Origin of the sequence: Stenotrophomonas maltophilia group sp. Smal32, assembly GCF_030237085.1 — a bacterium.
Lineage (GTDB): Bacteria > Pseudomonadota > Gammaproteobacteria > Xanthomonadales > Xanthomonadaceae > Stenotrophomonas > Stenotrophomonas maltophilia_Q.
Window position 1 is genome coordinate 1 of sequence record NZ_JASJSI010000096.1, and the last position, 15354, is coordinate 15354.

General features: G+C 67.8%; 14 protein-coding genes. 5 read left to right on the top strand and 9 right to left on the bottom strand.

What is annotated here, in order from left to right; translation table 11 throughout:
* The first annotated feature begins 372 nt into the window (after window positions 1–372).
* The 4 genes from QRO91_RS17960 to QRO91_RS17975 are packed head-to-tail and all read left to right on the top strand — an operon-like array spanning window position 373 to window position 6437.
* On the top strand, window positions 373–705 hold the full coding sequence (locus QRO91_RS17960; RefSeq protein WP_049427242.1) for a hypothetical protein: 333 nt from the start codon (window positions 373–375) through the stop codon (window positions 703–705).
* 56 nt (window positions 706–761) lie between these two features.
* A complete protein-coding gene (locus QRO91_RS17965; RefSeq protein WP_100443724.1) occupies window positions 762–2015 on the top strand; it encodes a TolC family protein in 1254 nt (417 codons plus the stop codon).
* Window positions 2012–3217 (top strand): efflux RND transporter periplasmic adaptor subunit, encoded by a 1206-nt coding sequence (locus QRO91_RS17970; RefSeq protein ID WP_049426734.1) that lies wholly within the window; start codon window positions 2012–2014, stop codon window positions 3215–3217. Before QRO91_RS17965 ends, QRO91_RS17970 begins: the two co-directional genes overlap by 4 nt.
* 10 nt (window positions 3218–3227) lie before the next feature.
* On the top strand, window positions 3228–6437 hold the full coding sequence (locus tag QRO91_RS17975) for an efflux RND transporter permease subunit (RefSeq protein ID WP_049426735.1): 3210 nt from the start codon (window positions 3228–3230) through the stop codon (window positions 6435–6437).
* A 103-nt stretch (window positions 6438–6540) separates the two neighbouring features.
* Here QRO91_RS17975 and QRO91_RS17980 read toward each other — a convergent pair whose 3' ends face one another.
* From QRO91_RS17980 to QRO91_RS18020, 9 genes are all read right to left on the bottom strand, one after another.
* On the bottom strand, window positions 6541–8310 hold the full coding sequence (locus QRO91_RS17980; protein ID WP_049426736.1) for a DUF885 family protein: 1770 nt from the start codon (window positions 8308–8310) through the stop codon (window positions 6541–6543).
* Window positions 8311–8629: 319 nt separating this feature from the next.
* Window positions 8630–8977, bottom strand: a complete 348-nt coding sequence (locus QRO91_RS17985) for a lipid-A-disaccharide synthase N-terminal domain-containing protein (RefSeq protein WP_162292564.1) — start codon at window positions 8975–8977, stop codon at window positions 8630–8632.
* A complete protein-coding gene (locus QRO91_RS17990) occupies window positions 8977–9699 on the bottom strand; it encodes a glycosyltransferase family 2 protein (protein ID WP_049443806.1) in 723 nt (240 codons plus the stop codon). The genes QRO91_RS17985 and QRO91_RS17990 overlap by 1 nt, the downstream gene beginning before the upstream one ends.
* Before the next feature lie 89 nt (window positions 9700–9788).
* On the bottom strand, window positions 9789–10754 hold the full coding sequence (locus tag QRO91_RS17995) for an NAD-dependent epimerase/dehydratase family protein (protein ID WP_197651165.1): 966 nt from the start codon (window positions 10752–10754) through the stop codon (window positions 9789–9791).
* Window positions 10755–10805: 51 nt separating this feature from the next.
* Entirely contained in the window at window positions 10806–11537 is a 732-nt protein-coding gene (locus QRO91_RS18000) for a suppressor of fused domain protein (RefSeq protein ID WP_049432122.1), read from the bottom strand.
* A 124-nt stretch (window positions 11538–11661) separates the two neighbouring features.
* Window positions 11662–12585 (bottom strand): ParB/RepB/Spo0J family partition protein, encoded by a 924-nt coding sequence (locus QRO91_RS18005; protein WP_049432121.1) that lies wholly within the window; start codon window positions 12583–12585, stop codon window positions 11662–11664.
* Window positions 12585–13382 carry a ParA family protein gene (locus QRO91_RS18010; RefSeq protein ID WP_005411653.1) on the bottom strand — a complete coding sequence of 266 codons (798 nt, stop codon included), beginning with the start codon at window positions 13380–13382 and terminating at the stop codon, window positions 12585–12587. The genes QRO91_RS18005 and QRO91_RS18010 overlap by 1 nt, the downstream gene beginning before the upstream one ends.
* 113 nt (window positions 13383–13495) lie before the next feature.
* Window positions 13496–14134: a 16S rRNA (guanine(527)-N(7))-methyltransferase RsmG gene (gene rsmG, locus QRO91_RS18015; RefSeq protein WP_049432120.1), complete on the bottom strand. Its 639-nt coding sequence runs from the start codon at window positions 14132–14134 to the stop codon at window positions 13496–13498.
* 39 nt (window positions 14135–14173) lie between these two features.
* Window positions 14174–14773 (bottom strand): 4'-phosphopantetheinyl transferase superfamily protein, encoded by a 600-nt coding sequence (locus tag QRO91_RS18020; protein WP_049432114.1) that lies wholly within the window; start codon window positions 14771–14773, stop codon window positions 14174–14176.
* A gap of 84 nt (window positions 14774–14857) precedes the next feature.
* Here QRO91_RS18020 and QRO91_RS18025 point away from each other — a divergent pair, with 84 nt between their 5' ends.
* Complete coding sequence (locus QRO91_RS18025; protein ID WP_014648887.1) at window positions 14858–15109, top strand: GlsB/YeaQ/YmgE family stress response membrane protein; 252 nt, start codon at window positions 14858–14860, stop codon at window positions 15107–15109.
* Window positions 15110–15354 lie beyond the last annotated feature (245 nt).

The window sequence follows — 15354 nt, forward strand, 5'->3', positions numbered from 1 at the left end:
GAAGTACGATTAACTTGATGGAGTTGACGTTTTTCGTGGTCTAGCAATATAAAAAATTCTATAAGCCGTGGGGTATGGTGCCTGATTTTTGGGGCGAGGCCCCGAACCGGACCTTGACCGTTAGGGGGTTAACTTGGTTTTTTGTTTTCAATTTGTAGTTAATGTTTTGCGGTAAGGTGCCTTGACGTGCGATTTAGAGCCGAGCCCACGCTCGGCTGATCTGCAAAAGGCAGCCGAGCATGGGCTCGGCTCTACAGAAGCGCAGCCCGGTGGGCCGAAAGGCCCGCCCCACCTGAACGGGAGATTCCGACGAATTCCCGAAGCGGCCATTGATATTGTATCCGGCGAAAACCGCTTGCTAGCCTCCCCTTCATGCGCTGGATCACCCGCCACCTCCGTTCGACCCTGCTGATGCTGCTGATGGCGGCATTCGTGGTCGTGCCGGTGGCCGACGCGCTGGCGTGCACGGTGGAACCGCATGCCAGCACGGTGCATGTGGAGTCCGCACCGGATTCCGATGGCGACAGCGACGGCAAGCATGTCGGTGCCTGTGGCCACAACCACTGCCACCATTCCAACCTGAGCCTGCCGGCACACACGCTGGCCGCGTTCGGGGCGCCGCTGCCGGCGCGCTGGATGAGTGCGGGCGATGCGGCGGCCTATGCGGTTGCCCAGGATGAATTGACGCGTCCACCCCGGGCGTGAGTTGAGCGCGTCCCGCGATTGCGGGCTCCCGTTTCACTCACAACCGGAATCCCCCTATGTCGATCCTGACACCTCGGTCGCCGCGTGCGGCCGGGCTGGTCGTCGCTGTGCTGCTGGGCCTGGCCCCGGCGGCATCGGTGATGGCGCAAGCCGCCCCCTCCTACGACACCCTGCTTGAACGCCTGGACCAGCTGCCCGGCACCCGTGTGGGTACGGCACTGGCCGAGGCCGCCGATGCGCGCGCCGACCAGGCCCGTGCGCTGCCCAATCCCTCCCTTTCCTGGTCGGCCGAGAATGCCTGGGGCTCCGGCACCTACCGTGGCATGGGCAAGGCCGATACCGTGCTCACCCTGTCCCAGCCGCTGGAGGTCTGGGGCCAGCGTGGCGCGCGCGTTCGTGCCGCCCGGGCCGAGGCACAAGCCGCTGCCCTGCGTGGTTCGCAGAGCCGCAGTGATGTCGCCAGCCAACTGGCGGCGGTCTACGCACAGGCGGAAAGTGCATTGCGTCGTTACGCCCTCGCCGGCGAAGCGTTGACCCTGACCCGCGACGATGCGGCTGCCGTCAATGCGATGGTCAAGCAAGGCCGCGAACCGCAGCTGCGCGCGGTGCAGGCGCAGAGCGAAGTGGCCAACGCCAGCGCCGCGCTGGATGAGGCACAGGCCTTCCGCGATGCCGCACTCGCACGCCTGGCCGGCACCGCGCTGCTGGATGCGCCGGTGCAGTCGATCGACAACAGCCTGCTCGATCGCGTGCCACCGCTGCCGCGCGGGGCCACCGATACCGCACTGGCAGTGCGCATCGCCGAAGCCGAAGCCGATGCGGCGGGCAAGCTGGTGGACGTGGAGCGCAAGCGCGCCCTGCCCGACCTCAGCGTCACCGCCGCGCAGACCCGCTTCCGCGAAGGCGGCGAGCGTGCCTACAACCTCGGGCTCAGCCTCAGCATCCCGTTGTTCGACCGTAACCGTGGCGGCATCCGCGCCGCCAACGCCGACCAGCGCGCGGCCGAAGCGCGCCTGGACCAGCAGCGTCGCGACAGCGAGGCCGAGCGCCTGTCCGCCGTGGCCGGTCTGAAGGCCGCCGGCAGCCGTACCCGCGCCGCCGATGAAAGCGTGGTCGCCGCCGAAGAGGCCTATCGCCTCGCACGCATCGGCTTCGACGCCGGACGCATCTCGCAGCTGGAACTGCGCAGCACGCGCAGCGCCCTCATCGCCGCCCGCGGCACCGCCGTGGATGCGCGCCTGTCGCGCGTCGGCGCGGAAATCGATCTTGCCCGCCTGGAAGGGCGCGCACCTTTTGTGGAGGCCCCATGACTCTCTCCCGTTCCTTTCCCCTGATCGGCGGCCTCCTGCTGACCGTGTTCCTGGCTGGCTGCGCCGGCAACGCGCAGACGCCGGCGAATGAAGATCCCGCTGCGGCCAAGGCCGGCACCGACGATGGCCACGGCCACGCCGCCGACAGCAAGGAAGCCAAGGCAGAAACCGCGAAGGCACCGGCGGACGCCGATGAAGGCGTGGTGCAGCTGACCCCGGAGCAGATCAAGGCCTCCGGTATCGAAGTGGTTGCCGTCGGTCGCGGCGGTGGCGGTTCCACCCGCCTCGCAGGCCGGGTCGAGCCCTCGGTCGGTGCGCGTGCCTCGGTAGCCTCCACGGTGACCGGCCGCGTCGAACGCGTGCTGGTTGCACCGGGCACCGCGGTGAAGCAGAACCAGGCACTGGCCATCGTGGTCAGCGGCGAGGCGGCGGTGTTCCGTGCCAATGCGCTGGCCGCATCGGCCGAAGCCGAGGCCGCACGCCTGGCCTATGGCCGCGACAAGGCGCTGGTCGACCAGGGCGTGGTCGCGCGCCAGGAAATGGAAGCCTCGCGCGCCCGATCGCTGGCGGCACAGGCGCAGGCGGCCGCGGCACAGGCGCAGGCCGCCGCCAACGGTGCGCCCGATGCCAGTGGCCGCGTGCGCATCACCAGCCCGGTGGCCGGCATCGTCGGCAACGTGCAGGTCACCCCGGGTGGCGTGGTCGCCGCCGGCAGTGCCGTGGCCGACGTCGCCGATCCGGCGATGAACGAACTGGTGTTCACCGCGCCGCCGGCGCTGGCCGCGCAGGTCACGCCGGGCATGACGCTGGAAGTGAGCGTACCGGGGGGCAGCTTCACCGCTACCGTCACCGGCTCGGCCGCCGATGTGCGCCAGCAGGGCGGCGTGGCGGTGATCCGCGCCACGCCGGTGGATGCGTCGCTGCCGCCGGCGGGTTCGCCGGTGTCGGCGGTGGTGGTCACAGAAGGCCAGGACGGTTCGCTCAGCGTGCCCGCCGATGCGGTGCAGAACGTCGATGGCAGCAGCGCGGTGTTCGTCGCCGTCGATGGCGGGTTCAAGGCACAGCCGGTGCTGGCCGGGCGTCGCGCCGGCGACCGCATCGAGATCCTCGGTGGGTTGAGCGGCAACGAGCGCATCGTCGGTGCCAACGCCTTCCTGCTCAAGGCCGAACTGGCCAAGGGCGAAGCCGAGCACGGCCACTGAGGAGGCGACCATGTTCAAGCTGATCATTGAAACAGCGGTGCGCCACCGCTGGCTGGTGGTGTTCCTGGCGGCGCTGATCGCTGCGGTGGGCCTGTTCCAGCTGGGCAAGCTGCCGATCGACGCGGTGCCGGACATCACCAACCGCCAGGTGCAGATCAATACGGTGGCACCTGCACTGACCCCGGAGCAGATCGAGCGGCAGGTGACCTACCCGCTGGAAACCGCGCTGGCCGGCATTCCCGGCCTGTCCACCACGCGTTCGCTGTCGCGCAATGGCTTCTCGCAGGTCACCGCGATCTTCACCGATGCCACCGACATCTACTTCGCACGCCAGCAGGTGGCCGAACGCATGCGCGAAGCGGCCGATGACCTGCCCGATGGCGCATCGCCGATGCTGTCGCCGGTCACCACCGGCCTCGGCGAAGTGCTGATGTGGACGGTGGACTTCACTACGTTCGATCCGGCCAAGCTGGCCAAGCCCGGTGAAGCCGGCTGGCAGGCCGGTGAGGTCTACCGCACACCGGAAGGCAACCTGCTGCGCACGCCGGAAGAACGCGCGACCTACCTGCGTACCGTGCAGGACTGGATCATTGCGCCGCAGATGCGCTCCAGCCCGGGGCTGGCCGGTGTCGATACGGTCGGCGGCTACGTCAAGGAATACGGCGTGCATCCGGACAGCGCGCGGCTGGCCGCGCACGGCCTCGGCCTGGCCGATCTGGTCACTGCCCTGCAGCGTTCCAACGTGCAGGCCGGCGCCGGTTTCGTGCAGCGTGCCGGCGAAGGTCTGGTGGTGCGTGCCGATGGCCTGGCGCTGACCACCGAGGATCTTGCACAGGCGCCGGTGGCTACCCGCAATGGCGTGGTGGTGCGCGTGGCCGATGTGGCCACCGTGGAACTGAGCCGCGCGCCGCGCCTGGGTGCAGCCAGCCGCAACGGCCACGAGGCCGTGCTGGGCACCGCGCTGATGATTGCCGGTGGCAACAGCCGCACCGTGGCGCAGGCCGCGGCCGCACGCCTGGAACAGGTCAACAAGTCGCTGCCGGCCGACATCGTGGCGGCGCCGGTGCTGGACCGCAGCGTGCTGGTCAATTCCACCATCAAGACCGTGGCCAAGAACCTCACCGAAGGCGCACTGCTGGTGGTGGTGGTGCTGTTCCTGCTGCTGGGCAACCTGCGTGCGGCGACGATCACCGCGCTGGTGATTCCGCTGTCGTTCCTGTTCGCAGTGATCGGCATGAACCGCTTCGGCATCAGCGGCAACCTGATGAGCCTGGGTGCGCTGGACTTCGGCATCCTGGTTGACGGTGCGGTGATCGTGGTCGAATCGACGCTGCTGATGCTCGGCCAGCGCCGCGCCGAACTGGGCCGTGCGTTGACCGCGATGGAACGGCTGCGCGTGGCCGCCGATTCGGCAATGAAAATGGCGCGACCGGCGGCGTTCGGCCAGCTGATCATCCTGCTGGTGTTCGCGCCGATCCTCACCCTGGAAGGCGTGGAGGGCAAGACGTTCCACCCGATGGCGGCGACCTTCATGCTGGCCCTGGTCGGTGCCTTCCTCTTCTCTTTCACTTTCGTTCCGGCGATGGCCGCACTGCTGGTGCGCGAGCCGAAGCTGAAGGACGGCGATGCCCATGCGAACGAGGGCGAGCACGAAACCAGGCTGATCCGCGTGCTGCGTGCGCGCATCGAACCGGTGATCCGCAAGGCCGTGGCGCATCCGCGCACGGTGGTGGCCGGTGCGGTGATGATGGTGGTGGTGGGGATCGGCTCGTTCTCGCTGCTGGGCCGTGAGTTCATGCCGACGCTGGACGAAGGCAACGTGGCGATGCAGGCCCTGCGCGTGCCGTCGACCTCACTGGAGCAGTCGCTGGCGATGCAGCTGGCACTGGAGAAGGCGATCGCCAAGCAGCCGGAAGTGGAGACCGTGTTCTCGCGTACCGGTACCGCCGAGGCGGCGATCGACCCGATGCCGACCAACATCTCCGACAGCGTGATCGTGCTGAAGCCGCGCAAGGACTGGCCCGATCCGAAGCTCGCCAAGGACGAACTGGTAGCGCGTTTCGAAGCGCTGGCCGGGCAACAGCTGGGCAACAGTTTCGAGTTCAGCCAGCCGATCGAGCTGCGCTTCAACGAGCTGATTTCCGGCGTGCGTACCGATCTGGCGGTGATGATCTTCGGCGATGACTTCAGCCAGCTGCAGAAGGTGGCCGACCAGGTGGCACTGAAGCTGCGTGCGGTGGATGGCGCGGCCGACGTGCGGGTGGAACAGATCTCCGGCCTGCCCACACTGAACGTGGCGATCGACCACGTGGCGGCGGCGCAGTACGGGCTGACCGCCGCGGATGTGAGTGATGCACTGTCCACCGGCATCGGCGGTACCACGGCCGGCAAGATCTTCGAAGGGGATCGCCGCTTCAACGTGGTGGTGCGCCTGGACGATGCCTCGCGCAACGATCCGGACCAGCTGGCGTCACTGCCGATCGCCACGCCGTCGGGACTGGTGATTCCACTGTCGTCGGTGGCCCGCATCACGGTCAGCGAAGGACCGAACCAGATCAGCCGCAACAACGGCAGCCGCCGCGTGGTGGTGCAGGCCAACGTGCGTGGGCGCGACCTGGGTGGCTTCGTCGGCGAGGCGCAGGCCGCCGTGGCCGATGTGGCGCTGCCACCGGGCGCCTACCTGACCTGGGGCGGCCAGTTCGAGAACCTGCAGCGCGCGGAGAAGCGGCTGGCGACGGTGGTGCCGGTGGTGTTCCTGCTGATCGGCAGCCTGCTGTTCATGGCCCTGCGCAGCGGCAAGGAAGCCATTCTGGTGTTCAGCTGCGTGCCGTTGGCGCTGGTCGGCGGCATCCTCGCGCTGCTGCTGCGTGGCATGCCGTTCTCGGTGTCGGCGGCGGTCGGCTTCATCGCCGTCTCCGGCGTGGCGACCTTGAACGGCCTGGTGCTGATGCAGGCGATCCGCGAACGCCTGGATGCCGGCGACCTGCCGCTGCAGGCGGCGATCAACGGTGCTTCCAGCCGCATCCGCGCGGTGCTGACCACGGCGCTGGTGGCGATCGTCGGCTTCATTCCGATGGCAATTGCCAGCGGTTCCGGTGCGGAAGTGCAGAAGCCGCTGGCGACGGTGGTGATCGGTGGCTTGATCACGGCTACCGTGCTGACCCTGCTGGTGCTGCCGACGTTTGCGGCGCGCGTGGCCAAGCCGCGGGCGGTGGGGTGAGCTGAGAGGGGGTCGGAGCCCTTTCCGGGGGAAAGGGATCCGACCCCGTGACAGGGTCGGATCCCCGCCCTTCGGGCGGGGCTCTGACCCGATCACACGACGGTCAGGCCTTCTTGCGTTCGGCGATGTAGGCCTGGATCTGTTGTTCCAGCACCGGCAGCGGCACCGAGCCCTGCTTCAGCAGGGTGTCGTGGAAACCCTTGATGTCGAACTTGTCGCCCAGCTCCTTCTCGGCCTGCGCACGCAGGCGCACGATGGCGATCTCGCCCAGCTTGTAGCTCAGCGCCTGGCCCGGCCAGGAGATGTAGCGATCCACTTCGGTGGTCACTTCATGCTCGCTCAGCGCGGTGTGGTCGCGCAGGTAGGCCAGCGCCTGCTCGCGGGTCCAGCCCTTGCTGTGCACGCCGGTGTCGATCACCAGGCGCGCCGCACGCCACATTTCGTAGGTCAGGCGGCCGAAATCCTCGTACGGGGTTTCGTAGATGCCCATCTCCACGCCCAGCTTCTCGCAGTACAGCGCCCAGCCTTCGCCATAGGCGGAGATGTAGGCGTTGCGGCGGAACTCGGGCAGGTTCTTCTGCTCGGCGGCGATGGCGCCCTGCAGCGCGTGGCCCGGATCGGATTCATGCAGGGTCAGCGCCGGCAGGTTGTACAGCGGGCGCGATGGCAGGTTGTAGGTATTGAGCCAGTAGGTGCCCATGCCACCACGGCCGGCAGTCCAGAACGGCGCGATATCCGGCGGTACCGGCACGATGGTGAAGCGCGCGCGCGGCAGCGTCATGTACTTGCCGAGCTGGCCATCGGCGCGCTTGGAGATCCACGCAGCACGCGACAGCAGCTCTTCCGGCGTCTTGGCATAGAACTGTGGATCGGTACGCAGGAAGGTCAGGAACTCGGCGAAGCTGCCCTTGAACTTCACCTGCTTGATGATGTCGTTCATCTCGCCCTGGATGCGTGCGACTTCCTCCAGGCCGATGCGGTGGATCTCGTCAGGCGACAGGTCCAGCGTGGTGTATTCGTGGATCTGCTGCTTGTAGTACGCCTTGCCATCGGGCATCGCTTCGGCGGCCAGGGTGGTGCGCGCCTGCGGCACGTACTCGCTGACGAAGAAGGTGCGCAGCTGCTGGAACGCCGGCACCACCTTGCCGCTGATCGCCGCGCGCGCCTGCGCCTGCAGCCTGGCCTGTTCGGCGGCCGGAACAGTATTGGGCAGCTTCTTGAACGGCGCATACAGCGGCGATTCGGTCGGGTCCTTCAGCTCGGCGACGGTGGCGATGGACACCTCGCGGCCATCGAGCACCGCACGCGGCACGCTGAAACCACGCTTCAGGCCGGCGCGCATGTTCTCGGTCTGCTGACCGAAGTAGCGCGGTACGTCATTCAAGCGTGCGATGTAGTTCTGGTAGTCCTGCACGGTCTTCATCTCGCGCCGCGCCATGAAGGACAGGTTGGACCAGAACGAGGAGTCGGCGTTGAACGGCATCTCATAGCCGCGCAGGCGCACTTCCTCGGCCAGGTTGAACACCTGGTCGTGGTAGATCGCGTAGTTGACCTGGTTGTCGGGCGAGAGCGTCTTCGGATCGATCTTCTTCAATGCGGCCAGGGTTTCATCCCAGACCTTCAGGCGCGCCTGCTGCGCGGCCGGGCCGACGTCGGGCATGCGGGTGGCGTTGGCCGGGGCGTCTTCGTCCTCGCTGGCCTCGCCGCCGCCTTGCTGGCGCCATTTCCATTCCTTCTCATACAGTGCGCGGAAGGCGGCATCGGCAGGCGATTCGGTGGCGACGCTGGCCGGCGCGGCGGCGGGCGGCGCGGCCAGGGCCACGGCGGGGGCGGACAGGGCGATCAGCAGGGCAACGGCAAGACGGGTTTTCACGAGCACAGGTTCCCGGGAAGGCAGACCCCGATCATGGCACCCCCCACCGCCGGTGGCATGGGACGAAGGTCCTGCCTGCAACGCAGGCAGGGCCGGGAACCGGCCGCAGGCCGGGACCCAAGCGCCGGAGGCGCGTGGTAGCGCGGGGCCATGCCCCGCGAGCGCGCAGCGCGGAAAAGATACATCCGCCGGGCATGGCCCGGCGCTACCAACGAACATGCCGTAGATCCACGCCATGCGTGGATGCGCCGGGGATCCTGATGGGGTCAGAGCCCTTTCCTGCGGAAAGGGATCCGACCCCAAGCCCTACCCGGGGCCCTCAGTGGCCGGCCCTGTCGCGCTTCCAGCCGCGGTGCTTGATGTCCAGGTGCAGGCTGTACAGCGCGGTGAACGCCGGGAACAGGTTCTGCAGCACGCCTACCGAGTCCTGCTTGGCCGAGAACAGGAAATAGCTCAGCGTCATCAGGCTGCCGATCACGCTCATGTACCAGAACAGGCGCGGGATGACCGGCTTGCCGGCGCGCTTGGAGGCAATGAACTGGACCAGCCAGCGGCCGCCGAACATCAGCGCGCCGGTATAACCGATCAGCTTCCAGCCGGTCACATGCAGGCCGGTCCAGTACAGCCAGGTCAACGGCTGGTCCAGCCAGTGCAGCTCCAGATCCATCAACGCTCCTCCACCGCGGTGCGCTTGCTGCGGGTGATCAGCCACGCCACGCCGCGCAGGTCGCGGATGCCGACCAGCGCGCGACCGAGGTTGTTGTACTTGGACACGCCTGCGGTGCGGTGACGGTGGTTGACCGGCACGCTGGTGGTCTTCCAGCCGGCGCGCTGCATCAGCGCCGGCAGGTAGCGGTGCATGTGGTCGAAGTACGGCAGGTCGAGGAACGCGCTGCGCTCGAACAGCTTGATGCCGCAGCCGGTATCGGGGGTATCGTCGCGCAGCATGCGCGCGCGGATGGCGTTGGCCCAGCGGCTGGCCCAGCGCTTGCTGCCGCTGTCCTGGCGGTTGACGCGCCAGCCGGCGAACAGCTTCACCTGGGCCTCGGCGGCATCGCGCGCGGCCAGCAGCTTGGGAATATCGGCCGGATCGTTCTGGCCGTCACCATCGAGGGTGGCGATCCACGGTGCGCGCGCGTGCTTGACGCCGGTGCGCACGGCGGTGCTCTGCCCGCTCTGGTTCACGTGGTGCAGCACCCGCAGTTCCGGCGTGGTCGCCTTCAGGCCCTGCAGCACGGCCAGGGTGTCATCGCGCGAGTGGTCGTCGATGTAGACGATCTCGAACGGCAGCCGGCCGCGCAGCGCGGCGGTGATTTCAGCGACCAGCGGGGCGACGTTGTCACGCTCGTTGAACACCGGAACGACAACGGAAAGCTCGGGTTGGCTCATAAGGCACTCGGCCAAGGGGGGACAAAGAGCGCGCATTCTCCGAAACCGAGGTTATCCGAAGATGAACCCCGTGGCGTGAGGATCCATCCTCAGGCGCGATCGCCAAAATACTCGCGGCACCACTGCACCACAGGCGGCAGGCCTTCTTCGATCGGGGTCACCGCATCGAAGCCGAAAGCGTCATGTGCGCGCCGGGTATCGGCCATCGTGCGCACCATGTCGCCGGGCTGCATGGGCTTGTAGACCTTCTGCGCGGGGCGGCCGGCGGCCTGCTCGATGACGCTGATGAAGCGCTCCAGCTCGACCGGCGTATGGTTGCCGAGGTTGAACACCCGGTGCGGCACCGGGCCGTCGGCCGGATGCGCGAGGGCGCCGAGGATACCGGACACAATGTCGGAGACATGTGTGAAATCGCGCTGCATGCGGCCTTCGTTGAACACGTCGATGGGGCGCCCGGCCAGCACCGCGCGCGAGAACAGCAGCGGTGCCATGTCCGGCCGGCCCCACGGGCCATACACGGTGAAGAAGCGCAGGCCGGTGGCATGCAGGCCGTACAGCTGCGCGTAGGTGTAGGCCATCAGCTCATTGGCCGCCTTGGTCGCCGCGTACAGCGAGCGCGGCTGGTCCACGCGCTGGTCTTCGGAGAACGGCGGCGTGGCCGAATCGCCGTACACCGAACTGCTGGAGGCATACACCAGGTGCTGCACGCCGCGATGACGGCACAGTTCCAGCATGTTGACGAAGCCGACCAGGTTGCTGTCAACGTAGGCCTGCGGGTTTTCCAGCGAATAGCGCACGCCGGCCTGCGCGGCCAGGTGGATCACTGCGGTCGGCTGCACTTGATCGAACAGCGCGGCCAGGCCGTCGCGGTCGGTCAGGTCCAGCGTGCGCAGGTCCAGCGCCGGGCACAGCGCGGCGACGCGGTCGCGCTTGATCTGCGGGTCGTAGTAGTCGTTGAAGTTGTCCAGGCCGACCACCGGCTGGCCCGCCTCCAGCAGCGCGCGGGCGGTATAGGCACCGATGAAGCCGGCAGCGCCGGTGAGCAGGATGGTCATTGCAGTTGCCTGGAAATCAATGAGTACAGGTGCAGAGGATACGCTGCGGGCTCAGAACAGCCCGAAACGCTTCTTGGCTACGTTGCTGCGGCCGGGTTCGATCACATCCTGGATCTTCTTCGCATCGAAGCGGTCGAGCAGCGCCTCGGCGCCCTTCTTCAGCTTCAGGTCCATCTCTTCCGGATACAGCGGGACCAGGCTCATGAAGCTGATGGTCTTGCCGTCGTCCAGTTCCAGCGTGGCGAATTCTTCCGGGGTGGTCACCGGCGGCAGCACGATGGCACCGTCGAAGCCCACGCCCGGCGCGTAGGGCTCGCTGGGATGGCCGTTGGGAATGGTGTGGCCGAAGCCCAGCCAGGTGTCGTACTCGTGCGGCAGCCGCGCCATGCCCTTCAGCAGGCGCACCGGCCAGTAGTTGCGCTCGTCCTCGAAGGCGTCCTGGGAGATCGGCCAGTCGGCCGGCAGGGTCACCATCAGCTCCATGTAGCGCGGCACGTCCGCATCCACTTCCGCTGGCACGGTCATCGGCAGGTCGCTCATGCCGGAGGTGACCAGGCGCAGGTACGGGAACTGGTCATTGGCCGGCACCACATGCACGTCGATGTGCACCAGGTCGGAGATGATTTCGTGGAAGACACCGGAAACCGGGCCGAGATGGCGCTCGATGTGGGCGCTGATCGCCTCGATGTGTGCTTCGCCCTGCGCGGGGCTGAAGTCTTTCTGGCGGCTGTGCACCATGATCGGGCTGCCGCCCGGGCTGACGTCGTCGAAGGCGTTGCTCATGTCCTGCTCCCTGGATGAAGCCACAGACCGGAGAGCCGTGCATCCCCCGGCGCGGCGGTGCGTTCCCTGTCGTTGATGAAGGGACGCGGCAGGAACAGGCCGCCCCCCTGTCGCTACGCCAGGCTCAGCCCTGGCGCGTACGCAGCTTTTCCAGCACGCCGTCCAGGGTGTCCAGGTCGGTGTAGTGGATGATCAGCTTGCCCTTGCCGCCGCGGCCGTGGTTGATCGCCACCTTGGCGCCGAGCGATTCGGACAGTTCGGTTTCCAGCGAGGCGATGTCGGCCTGCTGCACCTTCGGCGTGGCCACCGGGCGGTTGCTGGGTACTTTGCCGGCCGCAAAGGCCTGCGCACGGCGCTCGACCTCGCGCACCGACCAGCCCTCATCGGCCGCTTCCTGCGCCAGCTTGCCGGCCAACTCGGGGGCCAGGGTCAGCAGCGCGCGGGCGTGGCCCATTTCAAGGCGGCGCGTTTCCAGCAGCAGGCGGATGGCCACCGGCAGCTCCAGCAGGCGCAGCAGGTTGGACACCGCCGCACGCGAGCGGCCAACGGCCTCGGCGGCCTCGGCGTGGGTGAGGGTGAACTCGCTGATCAGGCGCTGCAGCGCCTCGGCTTCTTCCAGCGGGTTGAGGTCTTCGCGCTGGATGTTCTCGATCAGCGCCATCGCGATGACGGTGCGGTCTTCCAGCTCGCGCACCACCACCGGCACTTCGTCCAGGCCGGCCAGCTGCGAAGCGCGCCAACGGCGTTCACCGGCGACGATTTCGTAGTTGCCCGCCGGCAGCTGGCGCACCAGGATCGGCTGGATCACGCCCTGCGACTTGATCGAGTCGGCCAGCTCGGACAGCTTGCCCTCGTCCATCTCGCGGCGCGGCTGGTACTTGCCCGGCTGCAGCTGGCCCACCGCCAGCTTGCGCAGCACCTCACCCGGCAGCGGCTCGATCACTGCGGTGGTGGCCTGCACCTGGCTGACCGCGCCCTTCGGGCCCAGCAGCGCATCCAGGCCACGGCCGAGGCCCCGCTTCTTGGCTGCCGGCTTGCTGCTGGTCATCAGACGGTCTCCACGGCCTTGGCGGCCTTGTTGCGTTCGTTGTTGCGGCGGATGATCTCGCCGGCCAGGCCCAGGTAGGCCACGCCACCGCGCGAGGCGCGGTCATAGCCGACGATGCTCTGGCCATGGCTGGGCGCTTCGGCCAGGCGCACGTTGCGCGGCACGATGGTGCGGAACACGCGGTCGCCGAAGTGCTCGGTGAGCTCGGCCGACACCGCGTTGGCCAGGTTGTTGCGCACATCGAACATGGTGCGCAGCACGCCTTCGATCTCCAGCGCCGGGTTCAGGCTGGTGCGCAGCGCTTCGATGGTTTCCACCAGCGCGCTCAGGCCTTCCAGTGCGTAGTACTCGCACTGCATCGGCACGATCACCGAATCGGCGGCGGCCAGCGCGTTGAGCGTCAGCAGCGACAGCGCCGGCGGGCAGTCGATCAGGATGTAGTCGTATTCGTCGCGGATCGGCGCCAGCGCGCGCTTCAGGCGCTGCTCGCGCTCGCTCTGGCCCATCAGCTGGATTTCGGCGGCGGTCAGGTCGATGTTGCCCGGCAGCAGGTCGTAGCCTTCGGCAGTCTGCACGCGCACATCGGCGGCGCTGTTCTCGCCCAGCAGCAGATCACAGGTGGAAGCGGCCAGCTCACGCTTGTCCACGCCGCTGCCCATGGTCGCGTTGCCCTGCGAGTCCAGGTCGACCAGCAGCACGCGCTTGGGGGCGTTGGCCAGGGAAGCGGCCAGGTTGACGGCGGTCGTGGTCTTGCCGACGCCACCCTTCTGGTTGGCGATGGCGATGATGCGGGCCATGCAGGTGTGCCTCGTCGACGGATGGTTGGGACCGGTCATTATGCGTACAACCGGCCCCGGGCGGAAATCGTGAATCGCCAACCTCTTGTTCCACAAGGGGCTGGCGATGGCAATCAGGGGCCTGTAACAGTGACCAGGTGGCGTTCGCCGGCCAGGCCGGGCACGCTCAGCGGGGTCACCTCGCGCACCTGCCAGCCAGCCGGCAGCTCCGCGATCTCCTCATGGGGATAGACGCCCTTCATGGCCAGCAGTACGCCACCGGGGCGCAGCAGATGGCCACCGACACGGACGATGCCGGCCAGGGTGTCCATCGCGCGCGCGGTCAGCTGGTCGTAGCGACCGGCCTCGTCCAGGGCCTCGGCGCGCGATTCGGCCACGCGGGCGTTGTCCAGGCCGAGCTGGCGCACGGCTTCGCGCATGAAGCGCGCCTTCTTGCCGTTGCTCTCGACCAGGGTGACCTGCAGGCCCGGGCAGGCGATCGCCAGCGGGATGCCGGGCAGCCCGGGGCCGGTACCGAGGTCGGCCAGGCTGCCATCGTCCACGAACGGCTGCATCGCCAGCGAATCGAGCAGGTGGCGGGTGACCATCTCCTGCGGATCGCGGATGGCGGTGAGGTTGTAGGTGCCGTTCCAGCGGTGCAGCAGGGCCAGATAGCGCAGCAGCGGCGGCGCCAGTGCGGCGTCCAGGCCCATGCTGGCCAGGCCCTGTTCCAGCGTGGCGGCCACGCTGGCGGGAAGTGGGTGTTCGCTCATGCCAGCATTATCGCCGGTTTTGCACGCCGATTCCCCGCTTCAGTGCGGATACCAGGCCAATGCGGCGCGGAACTGCCCGGTGGCCTGCCACTCATGTAGATGCCAGCGCGCGGCCTCGCCCAGTTCCGGGTCGCACCAGCGCAGGTGCAGGGCGCCATCGGCCCCTGGCGCCAGCTGCAGGCGGTGCAGGCCGAACGAGATGCCCTGCCCGTGCGCTTTCAGCATCGCTTCCTTGGCGCACCACACGCGGAAGAACCAGTGCTCGCGGCCGGCCTCGTCCAGGCTCTCCAGCCAGGCCACCTCGGCGGGGTGGAAGAAGCGCTGCACGATTTCCAGCAGCCGCGCGCGCGGCCGCAGCAGTTCCAGGTCCACGCCCAACCGCACGCCTTCACCCAGCGCGACCAGCAGCACCTCGCCGCTGTGGCTCCAGCCGGTGCCGTAGTGCGCCAGTGCGCCGCTCAGTTCCGGCCGGCCCTTGTCATCGCGGACCAGCGGCAGCGTCTCGGGGTCGGCACCCAATGCCTGCGCCAGCACCTGCCGCGCCTGCGGTTCACCGCGGTGACCCGGCACGTGCGGGCAGCGCCAGACCGTCACCGGACCGAAGCGCCACGGGCCGTCGAGGGTGGCTGGCAGGCTCATCCGCACGCGCCCATCACGCAATTGCACGACGGGTTCACGGCCGTGCGCGTCAACTGGTCACAGTTCCCCACCGGAGGTTCGATCATGGGTATCATCATCTGGCTGATCGTCGGCGGCATCGTAGGCTGGCTGGCCAGCATCATCATGAAGCGCGATGCCCAGCAGGGCATCATCCTCAATATCGTGGTCGGCATCGTCGGCGCGCTGATTTCCGGCTGGCTGTTCGGCGGCGGCATCAACGAAGCGATCACCCTCCGCACCTTCCTGTTCTCGCTGATCGGTGCGGTGATCCTGCTGGCGATCGTCAACCTGTTCACCCGCAAGAGCATACGGTGATCTGAGGGGTAGCGGCCGGGCCAGCCCCGCGGCTCCCAGCCCCCCCGGTGCTCCCCGGGGCTCGGCCCGCGCTACTCCAAAACACCCTCCACCACCCCGCCCCAAGGTACCTCCGGGGTTTTCAAGTTCGGGGCTTGCGGGCGAGTCACCTATCCCACACCTCCGCCCATAACCGCATATGGTAAAAGGGTATAGTATATTCACATCCCGAGTTTTAGCGGGAAACAGCCCACGCTTAAAACAAA